The sequence below is a fragment of the Pseudarthrobacter sp. SSS035 genome (assembly GCF_023273875.1).
In the GTDB taxonomy this organism is placed as follows: domain Bacteria; phylum Actinomycetota; class Actinomycetes; order Actinomycetales; family Micrococcaceae; genus Arthrobacter.
Map to the genome: position 1 here is coordinate 2,322,088 of NZ_CP096882.1, position 17,141 is coordinate 2,339,228.

The 17,141-nt window shown below is 66.2% G+C and carries 17 protein-coding genes and 1 pseudogene; 6 read left to right on the forward strand and 12 right to left on the reverse strand.

Translation table 11 applies throughout. From position 1 onward, the window contains the following. Window positions 1-38: 38 nt before the first annotated feature. Window positions 39-983, forward strand: coding sequence for a hypothetical protein (locus tag MUN23_RS10715; RefSeq protein ID WP_248763809.1), 945 nt, complete (start codon window positions 39-41; stop codon window positions 981-983). Between the two features lie 172 nt (window positions 984-1,155). Here the strand turns inward: MUN23_RS10715 and MUN23_RS10720 are convergent, their stop codons facing one another. Together MUN23_RS10720 and MUN23_RS23470 are read right to left on the reverse strand one after the other, a co-directional pair. Further along, window positions 1,156-1,794 carry an SRPBCC family protein gene (locus MUN23_RS10720; protein WP_248763810.1) on the reverse strand — a complete coding sequence of 213 codons (639 nt, stop codon included), beginning with the start codon at window positions 1,792-1,794 and terminating at the stop codon, window positions 1,156-1,158. 160 nt (window positions 1,795-1,954) lie between these two features. Then, on the reverse strand, window positions 1,955-2,089 hold the full coding sequence (locus tag MUN23_RS23470) for a hypothetical protein (protein ID WP_256468737.1): 135 nt from the start codon (window positions 2,087-2,089) through the stop codon (window positions 1,955-1,957). Window positions 2,090-2,284: 195 nt separating this feature from the next. Between MUN23_RS23470 and MUN23_RS10725 the strand changes: the two genes are divergently transcribed. Further along, window positions 2,285-2,896, forward strand: a complete 612-nt coding sequence (locus MUN23_RS10725) for an NADPH-dependent FMN reductase (RefSeq protein WP_248763811.1) — start codon at window positions 2,285-2,287, stop codon at window positions 2,894-2,896. Between the two features lie 24 nt (window positions 2,897-2,920). Here MUN23_RS10725 and MUN23_RS10730 read toward each other — a convergent pair whose 3' ends face one another. The 8 genes from MUN23_RS10730 to MUN23_RS10765 all read right to left on the reverse strand — a co-directional run bounded on the left by MUN23_RS10730 (window position 2,921) and on the right by MUN23_RS10765 (window position 11,018). Further along, window positions 2,921-3,394: a sensor histidine kinase gene (locus MUN23_RS10730; RefSeq protein ID WP_248763812.1), complete on the reverse strand. Its 474-nt coding sequence runs from the start codon at window positions 3,392-3,394 to the stop codon at window positions 2,921-2,923. 123 nt (window positions 3,395-3,517) lie between these two features. Next, the gene (locus tag MUN23_RS10735) at window positions 3,518-4,987 is read right to left on the reverse strand and encodes an aromatic amino acid lyase (RefSeq protein WP_248763813.1); all 1,470 of its coding nucleotides are present in this window, start codon (window positions 4,985-4,987) and stop codon (window positions 3,518-3,520) included. Between the two features lie 157 nt (window positions 4,988-5,144). After that, window positions 5,145-6,839 (reverse strand): urocanate hydratase, encoded by a 1,695-nt coding sequence (locus MUN23_RS10740; RefSeq protein WP_248763814.1) that lies wholly within the window; start codon window positions 6,837-6,839, stop codon window positions 5,145-5,147. 27 nt (window positions 6,840-6,866) lie between these two features. Further along, window positions 6,867-7,772 (reverse strand): ABC transporter substrate-binding protein, encoded by a 906-nt coding sequence (locus MUN23_RS10745; RefSeq protein WP_248763815.1) that lies wholly within the window; start codon window positions 7,770-7,772, stop codon window positions 6,867-6,869. 96 nt (window positions 7,773-7,868) lie between these two features. Beyond that, the gene (locus tag MUN23_RS10750) at window positions 7,869-8,585 is read right to left on the reverse strand and encodes an ABC transporter permease (RefSeq protein ID WP_248763816.1); all 717 of its coding nucleotides are present in this window, start codon (window positions 8,583-8,585) and stop codon (window positions 7,869-7,871) included. Beyond that, window positions 8,582-9,232: an ABC transporter permease gene (locus MUN23_RS10755; RefSeq protein ID WP_058930984.1), complete on the reverse strand. Its 651-nt coding sequence runs from the start codon at window positions 9,230-9,232 to the stop codon at window positions 8,582-8,584. Before MUN23_RS10755 ends, MUN23_RS10750 begins: the two co-directional genes overlap by 4 nt. After that, the gene (locus tag MUN23_RS10760) at window positions 9,229-10,335 is read right to left on the reverse strand and encodes an ABC transporter ATP-binding protein (protein ID WP_248763817.1); all 1,107 of its coding nucleotides are present in this window, start codon (window positions 10,333-10,335) and stop codon (window positions 9,229-9,231) included. The genes MUN23_RS10755 and MUN23_RS10760 overlap by 4 nt, the downstream gene beginning before the upstream one ends. Then, on the reverse strand, window positions 10,332-11,018 hold the full coding sequence (locus tag MUN23_RS10765) for an IclR family transcriptional regulator (protein WP_371876015.1): 687 nt from the start codon (window positions 11,016-11,018) through the stop codon (window positions 10,332-10,334). Before MUN23_RS10765 ends, MUN23_RS10760 begins: the two co-directional genes overlap by 4 nt. Before the next feature lie 257 nt (window positions 11,019-11,275). Here MUN23_RS10765 and MUN23_RS10770 point away from each other — a divergent pair, with 257 nt between their 5' ends. Together MUN23_RS10770 and MUN23_RS10775 are read left to right on the forward strand one after the other, a co-directional pair. Beyond that, on the forward strand, window positions 11,276-12,475 hold the full coding sequence (locus tag MUN23_RS10770; protein WP_248763819.1) for an allantoate amidohydrolase: 1,200 nt from the start codon (window positions 11,276-11,278) through the stop codon (window positions 12,473-12,475). Further along, on the forward strand, window positions 12,472-13,818 hold the full coding sequence (locus MUN23_RS10775) for a formimidoylglutamate deiminase (protein ID WP_371876016.1): 1,347 nt from the start codon (window positions 12,472-12,474) through the stop codon (window positions 13,816-13,818). Before MUN23_RS10770 ends, MUN23_RS10775 begins: the two co-directional genes overlap by 4 nt. On the opposite strand, the gene MUN23_RS10780 is transcribed toward MUN23_RS10775, so the two are convergent. Further along, complete coding sequence (locus MUN23_RS10780) at window positions 13,727-14,692, reverse strand: DMT family transporter (RefSeq protein ID WP_248763820.1); 966 nt, start codon at window positions 14,690-14,692, stop codon at window positions 13,727-13,729. The genes MUN23_RS10775 and MUN23_RS10780 overlap by 92 nt on opposite strands. A gap of 85 nt (window positions 14,693-14,777) precedes the next feature. Here MUN23_RS10780 and MUN23_RS10785 point away from each other — a divergent pair, with 85 nt between their 5' ends. Next, window positions 14,778-15,629 (forward strand): LysR family transcriptional regulator, encoded by an 852-nt coding sequence (locus MUN23_RS10785; RefSeq protein ID WP_248763821.1) that lies wholly within the window; start codon window positions 14,778-14,780, stop codon window positions 15,627-15,629. 196 nt (window positions 15,630-15,825) lie between these two features. After that, window positions 15,826-16,533, forward strand: a complete 708-nt coding sequence (locus MUN23_RS10790) for a hypothetical protein (RefSeq protein WP_248763822.1) — start codon at window positions 15,826-15,828, stop codon at window positions 16,531-16,533. Between the two features lie 278 nt (window positions 16,534-16,811). Here the strand turns inward: MUN23_RS10790 and MUN23_RS23645 are convergent. After that, a pseudogene (locus MUN23_RS23645) lies at window positions 16,812-17,123 on the reverse strand (family 49 glycosyl hydrolase). Between the last annotated feature and the right edge of the window lie 18 nt (window positions 17,124-17,141).

The following is a 17,141-nucleotide window of genomic DNA, read 5'->3' on the forward strand; positions in this document are numbered from 1 at the left end:
GTTGGCCCGTGCGGATCACCTAAATTCAAGGAAGAATCATGGCCCGCACAACCCAGAATTCAGGAAAAGTACAGCGCCGTACCGCCATTGGGTTCATTGCACTCATGGGGCTGTTGGCGCCTGTCCTCCCGGCCTCGGCGTCGCCGCCGGAAGACTCGGTCATTGTGCTCAAGGATGCCACCTCCGCCGAGGGGATCGCAGCCGGCAGCGGAACCACGTTCTACGCCGGAGACCTGGCACTTGGGGACATTTACCGCGGCGACATCCGTGAAGGCAAAGCGCGGCTGTTCATCGACGTATCCGAATTTGATTCGCAGCCCAGGGCCGCCGTCGGGATGAAGGCAGATACGCGAAACAACCTGCTGTTTGTAGCGGGCGGCCGCACGGGCAAGGCGTTCGTCTATGACACTGAATCAGGCGAGCCGGTGGCTGACTTCGCGCTCGCTCCCGGGTTCATCAACGACGTCGCCCTGACGCGGGACGGCGCGTGGTTCACGAACTCGGCCGCTGGCGAGCTCTACTTCCTCCCCGTGGGCAGGCACGGCGAGCTGGGCACTGTTGAGTTCCTGCCGCTGTGCGGGCCGGCTGCCGAGCTGACTCCGGGCTTCGACCTCAACGGCATTGCCGCCGCCAAGGGCGACCGGGTCCTGATCGTGGCTCATTCGAACAACAGGGCCCTCTACACCGTCGACCCGGAGACCGGCCACAGCGCCTTGATTGAGGGTGTGGATGTGCCGAATGTTGACGGCATCCTGGTCCGGGGCCATACCGTCTGGGCGGTGCAGAACTTCCTGAACCAGATCGTCCGGATTGACCTCTCCAACGATCTCTCCTCCGGCGAGATCGAGGACACCATCACCAGTCCCCACTTCGATGTTCCCACCACGGTTGCGCGGTTCGGGAACACACTGGCTGCCGTGAATGCGCAGTTCATGCGGCCGGCCAGTCCGCATGAAGTGGTGCTGGTACCGGCCCGCGATTAGGCCGCTTACGTTGGGACGGTGCTGCCCCGCTTGAGCGGTGCGGGGCAGCATCGCTCGTGCGGGGCCAGGCAGCTTGTGTGGGGCCGGGCAGCTGATGCCGCGTACTGCTGTTGCAAAGTACGACGGCGGGCGGCACCTTAGGTTCGACTCCGCCAGTCTGCGACTCCGCCCGTCAACGGTCGCCCAAGGTACCGCCGAGCGGCGGGATAGTGCCGTCGTCGTCCGGTTTCTTGACGTTGCGTTGGGCCGCGCTGCGGATCTCGCCCTCTGCCGAGCCGTCCGACTCGCCCTCAAGATCGACCATCCCGCCGGTCTGGTCGAATGGGTGCGTGTACCGGTTGTACGCCGACGGCTCGCCCTTGGGGACGGATTCCCGCCAGGCGCCCGTGGCATGGCCCTCGTGTTCGATGAACTCCTTGAACTTCTTCAGGTCGTGCTCCGCCTGGCGGGTCACGACGTGCAGCAGGTCGCCCACCTTCTCCACCATGCCCTCCGGCTGGTACTCCAGGGTGAGGGAGAGCTCGGTCTTGTTGCCGCCGGCGTCGGCGAATTCCACGGCACCGGAGTTTGTGGCCCCTTCGGTGGACGCCCACTCGATCCTGCGGTCCGGGATCTGCTCCACGATGGTGGCTTCCCACTGACGGCGGACCCCGGCGATATGGGCCACCCACTTCAGGCGGTCGGCACTGAGCTGGGTCACGCTCTCCACGCCACCCATGAACTGCGGAAAATCCTCGAACTGGGTCCACTGGTTGTAGGCGGTGCTGACCGGCACGTCAACCACAATCCGCTTCTCGACTTTGCTGCTCACAACGTCTCCTTTGACTGGAACGGTCTGATGACAAACTGAATACAGTCAGTATGCTTACCTATCGCCGTTGCGGGCAAGGCGTCAGAGGCAAGGCGTCAGGGGCGGGGCGTCAGTGGCAAGGCTTCAGAGGCGCATGGGCCAGAGGGGAGTGAGACGGCGGTTAGTCGTCGTCTGTGTCGGCGCCTTCGGCGGGTTCCTGGGAGTGCACTCGGATGTCGGTGGGGTCCGCCAACTCGTCCCCTTCGGCCGGAGCCTCGCTGTGGATGCGCTGCGCCACGACTGGTTTTTCCTTCATCTCAACCGCTCCTATGGTGTGTGGAATGTGCCTCAACCATCATTCAGCGCCTCCCGAAGCGGGGTGTCAAGAACCCTTCCAGAGCTCTGGCGGCGGCACGTGTTCTGTGCTGGACTGGGGGCGCACTGTGCCCGCTTCATCCTGTTAAGCTCTACGGCCAGCCGGTTCTGCCGGCTGTTGGGAAGGAACAATCTCATGGCAACGCAGAAAATTGGATACTTCGTGGGGAGCCTGGCCACCGGCTCCATCAACCGCACACTCGCCAAGGCCCTCATCAAGCTGGCCCCGGCGGACCTTGAATTCACCGAGATCCCTATTAAGGACCTGCCCCTCTACAGCTACGACTACGACGCCGATTTCCCGCCGGCAGGCCGCGCCCTCAAGGAAGCGATCGAGGCCTCGGACGGCATCCTGTTTGTGTCCCCCGAATACAACCGCTCCATTCCGGGAGCGCTCAAGAATGCCATCGACTGGGCGTCGCGGCCCTGGGGCACCAACTCCTTCGCGCGCAAGCCCACCGGCATCATCGGCGCCTCGCCGGGCAGCATCGGCACGGCGGTGATGCAGTCCTCCATGCGGAGTGTGCTGAGCTTCCTGGACGCCCCCCAATTGAACGCCCCGGAAGTGTACATTCACTTCAAGCCCGAGGTTTTCGGGGAAGGCGGCGAAATACGGGATGAATCGACTGCCAAGTTCCTGCGGCACTACATGGAGGAATACGCCGCGTTCGTCCAGCGGGTACTGGCCGCCAATGCGCCGGGCCACATCGGCGATCCGGAGCCGGATCCGGACAAGCTTTCACGGTAGTCCAGCCTTCCCAAGCCCGCAGGCTCAGTCCAGGGGGAGGGTGACCGTCACGGTGGTGCCCTGCCCTGGCTTCGAACAGACGTTGACGGTGCCGCCGGCCTCATGTACTGCCACGGACATCAGCCGCAGCCCGTAGCCGTGGTTCTTGCCGCTTAACGCGAGGTCGCAGTCAAAGCCCGTGCCGTCGTCGGACACCACAAGACGGATGCCGTGGTCAACGGCAGACAACTGGACGGTGAGCTCGGCGGCGTCGGAGTACTTGAAGGCGTTGCTCAGCGCTTCGCGGGCCGATTGGTAGAGGAGGGACGCGCAGTCCGCCGGGATCTCGATGCCCCAGTGCGGAGTTTCCCAGCGGACTGCCGTTCCTTGCTGACGGAGGGGGCCGGTCAGCCGGTCAATGCAACCGGCCAGCCCCAAGGTGTGGAAGTCGAGCGGGTGGTGATCAGTGATCAGTCCTCCCACCGCGACGACCTCGTCCAGAGCTGATTCCTTCCCCATGAATCTTCCTGCTTCCCCGCCGTATTCTTGTGGTGATAAATCCAGCGTGGACCGCCCACTGCATGAGTTGCCAAGGGTTGGCTCAAGGTTGGATCAATTTTTCGGGGAAGATTCCGTGTTGTTTTACGCGTGTCGTCCCAAGGCCGGCAGCCGGACGAGTTTCAACGCCGCATCGACGTCGGGGCGGAGGTCGCGGTCCTGGTTGGCAGCCGGCAGCGTGAATCCGGTTTCGAGGGTTCTCCTGAGCAGTGGATTGCTGAACTCGGACGTTTTCCGTCCCTGCATCCGCAGTGCCCGCGCTGAACACACCAATTCAACGGCCGTCATGGTCGCCAGCGCCTGGACGGTGGAGTCCAGCCGGGATGCCGCCAGGCTGGCGAAGCTGGCGTCTTCCTCGGCGCCGAGGGACAGGACCACTGTCTGCAGGCTCGCGGGCTGGGCGTTGGCGCGTACAAGCCCCGCGGCGGCTGCAGCTACGTATTCGAGCATCATGACGCCGGATTGGCCGGAATCGTCGGCTGCCAGGAACCGGTTGAGACCCGTAAACGCGGGGTCGCAGAGCAGGTCTATCCGGCGGAGGTTGGTGGCGCAGGCCGTCCCCAGGGCCAAGTGCAGCGCGTCTATCCGCCTGGCAAGGGTTGTCATCTGGAAGAGGCCGTGATGGGCCACCCCGTTGGTCCCGTCGGTCTCAGAGCCGAAGACCATCGGGTTCTCGTGGCCGGCAACCACAAGCCGGTTCAGGAGCATTTCAAGCGAGGCAAGCTCCTCCGTGACCGCCCCGAGGACCTGGGGCAAAGTGCGCAGACAGTACGGATCCTGGATCCGGGCGGCCACGCCGGTCCCAGCCACCAGCCCGTGAAGTGTCGTCGCCGTTTCCCCCACAGCAGCCGAATCGGACGCCCGGGCCACTTCAGGGCTGAACGCTTCCGGATTGCCTGACATCGCCATGAAGGACAGAGCACTCACCAGCGTGAGGTTCTCCACCAGGACGGCAAGTTTCTGATGGCCCAGCACGGCCTGGGCAACGGTGAGCGCGCTCGAACTGATGAATGGTAGGGCGTCCTCCGTGCCCCAGCCGTCCAGCGCTTCGGGGATGACGCCGCCGCCCATGGTTGGCCGCTCTCCCAGGAGTGTGAGTGCGGTCCCGGCCAAAGCCGGCAGGTCCGCCGTCCCGATCCCGCCGAATTCCCGCACCTCCGGCAAAGCATCACGGTTCAACATCTCCACGAGCGCTTCGGCTATGGCCGGGTTGATGCCGGAGGCACCTGCCGCCAGCTGGGAGAGCCGGATCACCAGCATCGCCCGCACGGTTTCACGGTCGAGGGCACGTCCGGCATCCACCGCATGGCTGCGCAGTAGATTCAGCCCATGCAGGTCCATCCCTGTATCCGTTGGATCCAGGGTGACGGAGCGGTTGGCGCCGACCCCGGTGGAACGCCCATAAACGGGCCGGGCGCGGGCGGTTGCCCGCGCAGACCGCTGGGATGCCGCCATCCGTTCAACGGCCGACGGCGCCAGCGTCACCCGGGTGCCTCCGGCAGCCACCTTGGTGATGTCGGCCAAAGCCAGCTGTGTGCCGTCGATTTCAATCATGGACTGATTCTTTCTCTGGGCCGGTGATCGAGCCTTGTTCCTCGGTGGTTGAGCTTGTCGAAACCGGGATTTCGCTCCCCGCCAGCCCCCTAAGCTCGCAAGCTCGCTCAGGGAACCCGACTGGCGTGGGCCCAGCTCAACCACCGGTTCTGGTCGGTTACCGGGTTTCTTGCATGGGGATGCGGACGCCGCGTTCTTTGGCGACGTCGACGGCGCGGTCGTAGCCGGCGTCGGCGTGGCGGATGACGCCCATGCCGGGGTCGTTGGTGAGGAGGCGTTCGAGTTTCTGCGCGGCGAGGTCGGTGCCGTCGGCGACGGAGACCTGGCCGGCGTGGATGGAGCGGCCGATCCCGACGCCGCCGCCGTGGTGGATCGAGACCCAGGTGGCGCCGGAGGCGGTGTTGAGCAGGGCGTTGAGCAGCGGCCAGTCCGCGATCGCGTCGGAGCCGTCGGCCATGGCCTCGGTCTCCCGGTACGGGGAAGCGACCGAGCCGGAGTCCAGGTGGTCACGGCCGATCACGATCGGGGCCTTGACCTTGCCGTCCGCCACGAGCTGGTTGAACAGCAGCCCGGCCTTGGCGCGGTCGCCGTAGCCGAGCCAGCAGATCCTCGCCGGCAGGCCTTCGAACTCCACCCGTTCCTGGGCGGCGTCGATCCAGCGGTGCAGGTGCTTGTTCTCCGGGAACAGTTCCTTGATCGCCGCATCCGTGACCGCGATGTCCTCCGGGTCTCCGGAGAGCGCGACCCAGCGGAACGGGCCCAGACCCTCGCAGAACAGCGGCCGGATGTACGCCGGGACGAAGCCGGGGAACTCGAAGGCACGGGCATAGCCGCCCGTGCGGGCCTCGTCACGGATCGAGTTGCCGTAATCGAAGACCTCCGCGCCGGCGTCCTGGAACTCCACCATCGCCTGGACCTGCCGGGCCATGGACGCCTGGGCCTTCTTCGTGAAGCCCTCCGGGTCCGCGGCGGCCTCGGCCTGCCACTCGGCGACCGTGATGCCTTCGGGCAGGTAGGACAGCGGGTCATGCGCCGAGGTCTGGTCCGTGACGATATCGACCGTGAGCTCGCCGGCGATGTGGCGGCGCAGGATCTCGGGGAAGACCTCGGCGGCGTTCCCGACGTACCCGACGGACCAGCCCCGGCGCTCCTCCTTGGCCGCCAGGACCTTGGCGATGGCGGTGTCGAGGTCGGTTTCGACCTCGTCGAGGTAGCGTTTGCCGGCCCGGCGGCGCAGCCGGGTCTCGTCGACGTCCACGATCAGGCAGGCGCCCTCGTTCAGGGTCACCGCGAGCGGCTGGGCCCCGCCCATGCCCCCGCACCCGCCCGTGAGGGTCAGGGTCCCGGCGAGGGTCCCGTTCTCGTCGCCGGTGAGTTTGCGGGCGATCGCGGCGAACGTCTCGAAGGTGCCCTGCAGGATGCCCTGGGTGCCGATATAGATCCAGGACCCGGCGGTCATCTGGCCATACATCATCAGGCCCTCGGCCTCGAGCCGGCGGAACTCGGGCCAGTTCGCCCAGTCGCCCACGAGGTTGGAGTTCGCCAGCAACACCCGCGGCGCCCACTCGTTGGTCCGGAACACACCGACCGGCTTGCCGGACTGGACCAGCAGCGTCTCGTCCTTCTCCATCGTTTCCAGGGTGCGGGTGATCGCATCGAACGCCGCCCAGGACCGGACGGCACGGCCGGTCCCGCCGTAAACCACCAGATCATCCGGGCGTTCGGCGACCTCGGGATCCAGATTGTTCATCAGCATCCGCAGCGGGGCTTCGGTCTGCCAGCTCTTGGCGGTGAGCTCGGTGCCGCGGGCAGCTTTGACCGGGCGGGCACCGGTAGTGAAATCGGCTTTCAATGTACTTCTCCTAATATCCTGCGCGGCCTAGGCCAGGTTCTTGGACTTGAGCCAGTCCTTGGCGATTTCGCCTATGTCCTCGAACTTCGCCACGCGGCCGTTCATCTCGATCAGGTCTTCCGTGGTGAGCGCGGCCGAGACCTTGTCCAGGACCTCCTTGACGGTGGCCGTGGACTTCTTCTCGTTGATGACCGGGACGATGTTCTCGGACAGGAAGAGGTTCTTGTCGTCTTCGAGGGCAACCAGGTTGTTGGCGGCCAGAGCAGGGTCGGTGCTGAAGATGTCGGCTACCTGTACCTGGCCGGAAAGCAGGGCGTTCAGCGTCAGGGGACCGCCGGCGTCGAGCGCTGAGAACTCCTTGAACTCCAGGTCGTAGACCGACTTGAGGCCGGCCACACCGTTCAGGCGGGTCTTCCACTCCGGCGGGCCGCCCAGGACGAGCTCCTTGGCCACGGGCTGGAGGTCGCTGATGGACTTGAGGTTGTGCTTTTCGGCCGTTTCCTTCTTGACCGCCAGGACGTCCTTGTCCTCGGCTTCGGACGCCGTCAGCATGGTCAGCCCGGAGGGGACCTTGGTGGCCAGTTCCTTGGCAACCTCTTCGGAGGAGACTGCCTTGGTCGTGGAATCAAGGTACTGCAGGAGGGCTCCGCCGTATTCGGGCATGAGGTCGATGGAGCCGTCTTTGAGGGCCGGGATGGTGACTTCGCGGCTGCCGATACTGGGCTTTTCGGTCACCTGGACGCCCTTCGACTTGAGGGCCTCGGCGTAGATCTTGGCGATGAGCTGGCTTTCCGGGAAGTCCGCGGAGCCCACAATGATGCTGTCGCTGGAGCCTGCCTGGGTGTTGGAGTTGCTCATGGGATCCCCGCCGCAGGCGGTCAGGGCAAGGGCGGCAGCGGCCGCGAGGGTGATGCCGGTCAGGTACTTTTTCATGTCGATGCTCTCTGGGGGAGGCTGGCGCAGGGTATGCAGTGGCCAGGCTGGGGTTTTCGCCGGACGGCGAGGGGGGATGATGCGTGGGGCGGTGATTCAGACCGTGACGGGGATTTTCACGGTGTCGGCCGCGGCGGCCGATTTGACGGTGCGCCGGGTCAGTCCTGGTGAGACGATCCGGCGCGTGATGAAGGCGAGCAGCTGGTCAAAGACCAGGGCCATCAGGGCTACCAGCACGGCGCCGGCAACCATCTGGTTGTAGTCGTTCTGGGCCTTGCCGTCGATCAGCAGGCGGCCGAGTCCACCGAGCGAAATGTAGGCCGCGATGGTCGCCGTCGAGATGATCTGCAGCAAAGCGCTGCGTACGCCGGACAGCACCAGCGGGAGCGAGCAGGGGAGCTGAACATCCGTGAGGATCTTCATGGTGCGGAAGCCCATGCCCTTGGCAGCGTCGACGGCGGCCGCATCCACTGCCCGGATGCCGGCATAGGTGTTGGTCAGGATGGGCGGCACCGCGAGCAGTACCAGGACGATGAGGCTAGGCAGGATGTAGCCCATCTTGGACGGGAAGGCCGGCGAGATCAGCAGCACGAGCAGGATCAGCAGTCCCACGCTGGGCAGGGCGCGGAGGGCATTGGCCAGGCCGGCGATCATGAAGACGCCCTTGCCGGTGACACCGATGTAGACGCCGAGCGGAACTGCGATGACGGCCGCGATGGCGAGGGCGATGAGCGAGTAAACGAGGTGCTCGCCGATCAGGTTCGGGATGCCGTCAGCGCCGGTCCAGTGCGCGGGGTCGAACAAGTAGTTCATGATGCCACCACCTTGGGGGTCCACGGTGTCAGCCACCGGTTGAGGAGGATGATCAGGCCGTCAAGGATCATGGCCAGGACCACGCAGAGGATGATGCCGGCGATGATCGGGGTGAAGAACCGCAGCTGGAAGCCTTGGGTGAAGAGGGAACCGAGCTGGGGGATACCCAGCAGCGCGGCCACTGACACCAGGCTGACGTTGGAGACCGCTGCGACGCGGAGACCGGCGCAGATCACCGGAACGCCGACGGGAAGTTCAACTTTGAGGAGGCTCTGGTAGCCGCGGTAGCCCATGGCCTTGGCCGCCTGGGCGGTGTCCTCAGGAACGGAATCCAGGGCATCGGCAACCACTCGGACCAGCAGCGCCACCGTGTAGATGGTCAGCGCGGCCACGATGTTGAGGGGGTCCAGGATCTTGGTGCCCAGCACCAGCGGCAGCAGCACGAACAATGCCAGCGAGGGCACGGTGTACAGCAGGCCCGCGATGCCCACCAAGAGGGGGTAGATCCGGCGGCTGCGGTGTGCCCACCAGCCCAGGGGCAGGGCAATCAGCAGGCCGAGGATCAACGGGGTGACGGCAAGCAGGACATGCCAGCCGAGCAGGAAGACAATATTGTCGAACTGGCGGCCCAGCCATTCAATGTTCATCGCGCCGTCTCCAGGTGTGGTTCGGCTTCGATGGCCTTGACGATGTCGGACGCAGTGACCGTGCCGATGAGCTCACCGGTGTCATTGACGACGACGCCGCGCCGGCTGGGGGAGGACAGTGCTGCGTCAAGCAGCTGGCGCATGGTGCCGGCCGATGTTGCGGACGTGCCGCTGAGGTTCAGATGCTCCCGCTTGAGCTCGCCGACGATCAGCTCGGGCTGTGCCCAGCCAAGTGGCTTCCGTCCGCCGTCAACCACCAGGACCCACGCGCCGGTGGCCTTGGCGTGTGCCTCCGCGGCGGAGTCTCCGAGCTGAACCACAGCCTCTTCGCTCACCGTCACGGTTCCGGCTGCGCTGGTGAAGCCGAGGGAACGGTAGCCCCGGTCGCGTCCCACGAAGTCGGCCACAAACTCGTCGGCCGGGGAGGTAAGCAGCTCCGACGGCGTGGCCATCTGGGCGAGCTTCCCGCCGACGCGCATCACCGCCACCTGGTCCCCCAGCTTGAGGGCTTCGTCGATGTCGTGGGTGACCATGATGATGGTCTTCCCGATTTCACGCTGCAGGCGGAGGAATTCGTCCTGGAGCTGCGCACGGACCACGGGGTCCACGGCGCTGAAGGGTTCGTCCATAAGCATGAACGCGGGGTCCGATGCCAAGGCGCGGGCCACGCCAACACGCTGCTGCTGGCCGCCCGAGAGCTGCCAGGGGTACCGCTTGGCGAAGTTCGCCGGAAGGCCAACGCGCTCCATGAGCTCAAGGGCCTTCATACGGGCTTTCTGCCGGCTCTCGCCCAGGAGCAGCGGCATGGTGGCCACGTTGTCAACGATGGTGCGGTGCGGGAAGAGCCCGGCGTGCTGGATCACGTAGCCGATCCTGCGGCGGAGCAAAGCTGCGTCCATTCCGGAGGTGGGCTGGTCATCAAGGTAAATGGTTCCGGCGGTGGGCTCGATGAGGCGGTTGATCATCCGGAGCGAGGTGGTCTTCCCGCAGCCTGACGGGCCCACAAGGATGGTCAGCTTGCCGGTGGGGGCTTCGAGGTCCAGCCCATCCACGGCCACTGTCCCGTCCGGGTAGGTCTTGGTAACACTTTCAAACCTGATCATTTTGTATCCATGCTTTCCAGGGGCTTTTCATGGTTTTCGGAGGGCGTGGTGAGAATGGTTTTGGCCACCTTCGCCAGGTCCGCGCCGATCTTCGTTGCCTTCAGCTCGTTCAGCCTGTAACTGGGCGCCACGATGCTCAGGGCGGCCACGGTCCGGCCGCCCATGATGACGGGGGCGGCAACCGCCGTCACGTCATCTTCAACGCCGCTGCGCATGACTGCGAAGCCGCGTTCGGACTCGCCACCGGTGAGGACTTTGCCTGCGGCCGATCCCTCCAGCGGGATGCTTCTGCCGACCCAGCTGGCATGCCGGATCGAGTGGGTTCCTTCAACGATTGCTATGTAGATTCCGGTGTCGCCAGTGCCGGGAATGCTGAGGTAGCAGGACTCACCGGTTTTTGCGACGAGTTCCTTCATAGCCGGGGTGCAGAGGGAGACCAGGGATTCGTGGCCCAGGGCCAGTGCCCCCAGCTGGATGACGCTGGCGCCGGGCCTGAAGTTCCCGCCCGGATCCCGTGATACGAACCCGCTGGCCTCCAGCGTCCGGAGCAGGCGCAGGGCCGTGCTGGCGGACAGATCAACCAGCCGGGCCGCGTCGCTGAGGCTGATGGCACCGTCTGTACAGACGGCACTCAGCAGCGCCAGGGCCCGTTCCACCGTCCGGGTTGAAGAATCTGCAGCCACTGGTTGACCCGCTTTCGAGTGGTGTGAATCACTATGTCTTGCCACTAAGTAAAAACCAACTTTCACTCGATGACAATAGGTGGCGCCTACATTTCACTCGTTCTTCACAAAATCCGGGTTGATCGCCGCCAGTGCGACAGTCCTGTTTCCGACGTGTTGCGGGCTCGTTAACTGTCACGGGCAGTTGTCCCCAAGCCTTGCCATGGAATGGAAAGTGGCTTTTACTTGGTGGCAGTTCGTACCAATCGGAGGTTCATGTGGAAACCGTCAACCAACTCCTCGATTCCATCAAGGACGTGGGCCGCGATGCGGTCCGCGGAGGCTATTCGCGGGCCGTCTACTCGACGGCGGAACTCGACCTGAGGTCCTGGTTCATCGAGCAGGCAACGCGGCGTGGCCTGGACGTCGAGACCGACCGGAACGGCATCATCTGGGCGTGGTGGGGCAAGCCCCAGGATGGTGCCCTGGTGACCGGCAGCCACCTCGACTCCGTCCCCGGCGGCGGGGCCTTCGACGGTCCCCTGGGGGTCGCGTCCGCGCTGGCCGCCGTCGATCTCCTCAAGGCCCGGGGCGTCCAGCCGCACCGCTCCCTGGCCATTACCGCCTTCCCGGAAGAGGAGGGGTCCCGCTTTGGAGTTGCCTGCCTCGGATCCCGCCTCCTGACCGGAGCCATCGACGTCGACAAAGCGCGGAACCTGCGCGACGGCGACGGCAACACCTTCGCCGACGTCGCCCGCGCCAATGGCCTGGACCCGCGCCACATCGGGCCGGATCCGCAGGCGCTGGCACGGATCGGTGACTTCGTTGAACTGCACGTGGAGCAGGGCAAGGGCCTCGGCGCGGGCGGCCCGGCCATCGCCGTCGGCAGTTCCATCCTGGGCCACGGGCGCTGGAAGCTCAGCATCAGCGGCCAGGGCAACCACGCCGGGACCACCCTGATGGCGGACCGGGCGGATCCGATGGTGGCGGCCGCCCAGATCATCGTGGCCATCCGGCAGGCCGCCGCCCGCCAACCCGATGCGCGCGCCACGGTGGGGCGCCTGATCCCGGTGCCGGGCGGCACCAACGTCATCGCCTCCAGGGTGGACATGTGGCTGGATGCTCGCCACCCGGACGACGCCGTCACCGCCCGGCTGATCGAAGCCATCCATGGGAGGGCCCAGCGGGTGTCAGCGGAGGAAGGCTGCACCGTGACTCTGACCGAGGAGTCCTACAGCGGGACGGTGCATTTTGATCCGGGCCTGACCCGAAGCATCAGCGGGATGCTGCCGGACGCGCCGCTGCTGGCCACCGGGGCAGGTCATGATGCCGGTGTGTTGGCCGGGTTTGTGCCGTCCGCCATGCTGTTCGTCCGGAACCCCAGCGGAATTTCGCACTCCCCGGAAGAGCACGTCACGGACGAGGACGCCGGCGCGGGCGCTGCGGCCCTCGCGGACGTCCTGGCGGGCCTGCTGTGATGCGGTACTGGTGCGAGCAGGCAATGGTCGACGTCGGTGCCGGTCCCTCAGTTGCCGAACGGGTGGAGATCGAGGCTGAGGACGGCCGGATCACCCGCATCTCCCCGTCCGTAGACGCCTCGCCCGGCGCGCATCTCCTGCCCGGCGTTGTTTTCCCCGCCGCGGCCAACGCCCATTCGCACGCGTTCCACCGGATCCTGCGCGGCCGCACGCACCACAATCGCGGCGATTTCTGGGTCTGGCGGGAGCACATGTACCGGAGTGCAGCGGAGCTGACGCCCGAAGCCTACGAGCAGCTCGCGACGGCGGTTTTTGTCGAAATGGTGGTGGCCGGCTTCAGCAGCGTGGCCGAGTTCCATTACGTTCACCACCAGCCCGGCGGGAAACCGTACGCGGAACCGCATGCCATGGAGCTTGCCTTGGCGAGGGCTGCTGCTTCCGCCGGCATCCGGCTGACGCTCCTGGACACGCTGTACCTGGCCGGCGGCATTGGCATGCCGCTGAGCCCTGAACAGGCACGGTTCGGGGACCGGGACGTGCACGCCTGGCTTGACCGGCTGGCTTCCCTTCGGACCCACATCTCAGGGACCTTCCCGCAGGGCATGGTCAGTGTTGGGGCGGCGCTCCATTCCGTCCGCGGGGTACCGGAGGCGGACCTGGCCGTGGTGGCCGAACAGCTGCCGCACGACCTGCCGCTGCACATCCACCTGAGCGAGCAGCCCGCCGAGAACGCGGCGTGCGTGGCAGCGCACGGGCTGACGCCCACAGGACTCCTGGCCCGGCACGGCCTGCTGAGCCCGCGCCTGTCTGCAGTCCACTGCACGCACCTGACGGCTGAAGACATCGCCTTGCTCGGAAACGCCGGGGCAACAGCGGTCATCTGTCCCACCACCGAGGCGGACCTGGCCGACGGCATCGGGCCCGCCCGGGCGCTGTCCGACGCCGGCGCCTCCATCGCGCTGGGGACTGACCAGCATGCCGTGATCGACCCCTGGATCGAGATGCGGGCCCTGGAATACGGGGAGCGCCTGGGCTCCGGGGAGCGCGGCCGGTTCTCTCCGGAGGAGCTGCTCCACGCCGCCACGGAGGGGGCAGCCCGCTCCATGGCCACGCCGGTGGCACCGGAGGCCTTGCGCGTTGGTACTGTCTGCGATCTGGTGGCTGTGGCCGCCGGCTCGGCACGGACCGCGGGATCGAAACCGCAGCAGCTCCCGTTGAGCGCCACCGCCTCCGACGTCACGTCCGTGGTCATCAACGGGGAGTTGGTGGCGTCCGACGGCGTGCATCACCGCCTGGGAGCGGCGGGAAACCTGCTGACGGCAGCCCTGAAGAACTTCTCCTGACCGTCGGCATCAGCGGTACTGGCGGGCGCCGCCCGGCCCCGGCGGTCAGGGCCGCGTTCGCCGCCGCGATCAGGAAAATACCGGCCCACTGCACAATGCCCAGGGCTTCACCGAGCGCCAGCGCCCCCACCAAAGCCGCAAAGACGGGGTTGATGCTCATCAGGACCCCGAACAGGCTGGTGGGGATGCGGCGCAGGGTGACCACGTCCGCGACGTACGGGACCACGGACGCCAGTACCCCGGCGCCTGCTGCGCAGAGGATGGTGAAGGCGTCCGGCTGGTGGTTGAGGAACGTCACCAGCCCCACGGGGAGGAAGAGTGCTGCCGACACCCCGGTTGCGGCAGCGGTCCCCTGGATGCCCGGGATCCGCTTGCCCACGGTCCTGTTCAGGAGAATGTAGGCGGCCCAGCTGCACGCGGCGACCAGTCCCAGGCCGATGCCCACGTAGTCCGTGGACGCCTCCGGCTGCGTGATGGCCACAACCCCGGCCGCGGCCAGGAGGGCGCAGGCGGCGCTCACCTTGGTCCGTGAACCGATCAGGGCGAGGGCCAGGGGGCCCAGGAATTCGAGGGTGACCGCGAGGCCCAGCCCGATGCGCTCCACGGCCGCGTACAGGGAGAGGTTCATCGTCCCGAACACCAGCGCCAGCAGAAGAACGGGCCACCACTGGTGGCGGGTGAAGGAGAAGATGCGTGGCCGGACAAGTGGCAGCAGCACCGCCGCGGCAATAAGCTGCCGCGCTGCGACCACGCCCACCGGGCCTATTGCGGGGAAGGCCAGTGAACCGCTGGCAGCACCCAGCTGGTTGGAGAGTGCGCTCGCCACGAGGATGGCGCCGGCCCGGCCGCGGCCGGCAGTTAGTGTGTTGTCCATCCCTGGAGTGTGGGGCCGCAGCAAGTTCCTCCAAAATGCATAGACGGGCTCTCTTATGCGTACAGCGTATGAATAGAATGACGTCATGGAGATGGAGCTGCGGCACCTGCGTTGCCTGGTTGGGGTGGCCGAAGCAGGCACGTTTACGGACGCCGCCATCGAGCTGGGGATGTCGCAGGCGGCGGTGTCGCGCAACATTGCCGCGCTGGAGCGCGCCTTGGGGGTGCGCCTGATGCACCGCACCACCAGGAGCATTGAGTTCACGGCCGCCGGCGACCGGACGGTCCGTCACGCCCGCCGCGTTCTCTCGATTCTGGAGGCCATCCAGCAGGAGGCGGCCGACGGCGGCGGCACAGTCCGGATCGGCTACGCCTGGTCCGCGCTGGGCCGGCACACCACGGAATTCCAGCGCAGGTGGGCTGACGCGTTTCCCAACACGGAGCTGAACTTCATCCGGACCAACACCCCGACGGCGGGACTGGCGGAAGGAACCAGCGACTTCGCCATCCTGCGACGGGTCCCCGACACGGCGGCGCTCAGCCTTGTCCTCATCGGACTGGAGAGCCGCTTCTGCGCCATGGCAGCGGATGACGCCCTTGCCGGCAAGCGAAGCATCACCCTTGCAGAAGCCGCGGGCAAACCGATGGCCCTGGACCGGCGCACCGGAAGTACGCGCCTGGACCTGTGGCCGGAAGGCCAGCAGCCGCAGCGCACTATCGCCACGGACGACGTCGACGATTGGCTGACGGTGATCGGCAGCGGCAAGGCGCGGGGCATCACTGCGGAATCAACGGCGCACCAGTACCGGCGCAAGGGTGTTGTATACCGGCACGTGCGTGATGCCGCCCCGGTTCCCGTTTATGTCGCCTGGTCCAAGTCCGACCCGCCTGCGGGGACGCAGGGCGTCGTCGAGCTGCTCGCGGCGCTCTATTCCTGAGCCGCGCGTTTGCTTCCTGACCCGGGCGTTTGCGGGATCCGTTTGTTATCCCCGCAACGGTTCGGCGCCAATCGGGCCGCCGCCGGATCCTGGCGCGCCCGCCAGCCCCACAATTTAAGGACCAAACTCGGACCCAAAGGAGGGTGTGATGCGCAGTCCGGCCGTGTCAGGCGCGGTTTTTTCTACAGCCATTCTGATGGCTTTGCTCTTCACGGGCTGCGGCCCCCAGGCGGGACCGACGACGACGTCGAGTCCCAGCCCCACCGTCACCGCAGCGACGGCCACCGGAACCACAACTGCCATGCCGACGGCGACAGTCTCGCCGAGTGCCACCGGCACCGCGCCGGCGTCGGCCGCCTGGACCGTCTACACCACGGCGGACGGCCAACTGTCGTTCGAACACCCGGCCGCGTGGAGCATCCGGGACCCGGCCGGCGAACTGCCCGAAGGCGGCGGTGCCTTCGCCGAGGTGACCAACCAGGCCGGCAAGCCGCTGGCTTCGCTTCAGACCAACTTTGCCACCGGCTCAACATGCCTGGAGCGCTACCCGTACTCGGTGCTGGAATCTGAGGAGTTGCCGCTGCTGGCGCAGGGCGGCGTGGCACCTCGGTTCGTTTTCGAGACCCGCGGGAATGACGCCATGCCGGGGCCGGCCCACATCCCGGCCGCGGCCTACGGCATCACCTCGGTCCCGGCGCCCACCGGTGATTCGGCGTGCGCCATCTTCCATTTCTTCACCTGGCCGCCCACCGCTGCCATGTTCGGCGCGTATTACAACGCGGAGAACAACGTGACGCCGGGGGCCGAGTCGCTGCCGTATCTGGAGCAGGCCAAGAAGTACGCGGAGACCCCGGAGTACCAGGACATCAAGAGGATGATCACCTCATTGCGGCCAGCGGATTAGGGGCATGCGGCTGGCTCAAGGTTCACACAAGATTTGTGCGGGCAGGCCGTTTTCGACCGTTGCGCCCGTGCAGACTCGGTAGATTGATCTCGGTTTCGGTCCCCCCACCGAAGCCCTGGAAGCCCCCGCGCTTGAGTTCAACTCGCGTGGGGGCTTCCAACCAATTCAAGGTCCGACGGCGGTGGCTGGTTATGACGGCAGCCTCGCCGCGCGCCGCGTACGGGCCGATGCAGGCAGCAGCTGGTCATCCGCTGCTGCCCACATCGTTGATGCTCCGGCTATTTCCAGGCGTTCCAGCTGTCCCAGTTCCCGCCGTCGAAGCCGAGCAGTCCAAGTTGGTGGTCGGCCCAGTTGTTGACTGTTTTTTCGATCACTTCGCCTCCGACGGAGTTGTTCTCCAGTGCGAGGCCAAGGCCGTCGGGGATCTCGTTGCCGATGGTGATCTATTCACCAGCAGCATTGGTGTATCGCTTGAGGTGAATCACCTGGGAGGCCCGGTCGAGGCCGTTCCAGCTGTCGATGTTGAGGTTCTTCACATGCCTGACCGTTACGCGGTCAAGAATGGGGGCACGACGGGCGAGACCGCGCATGGGAACCACCAGCCAGGC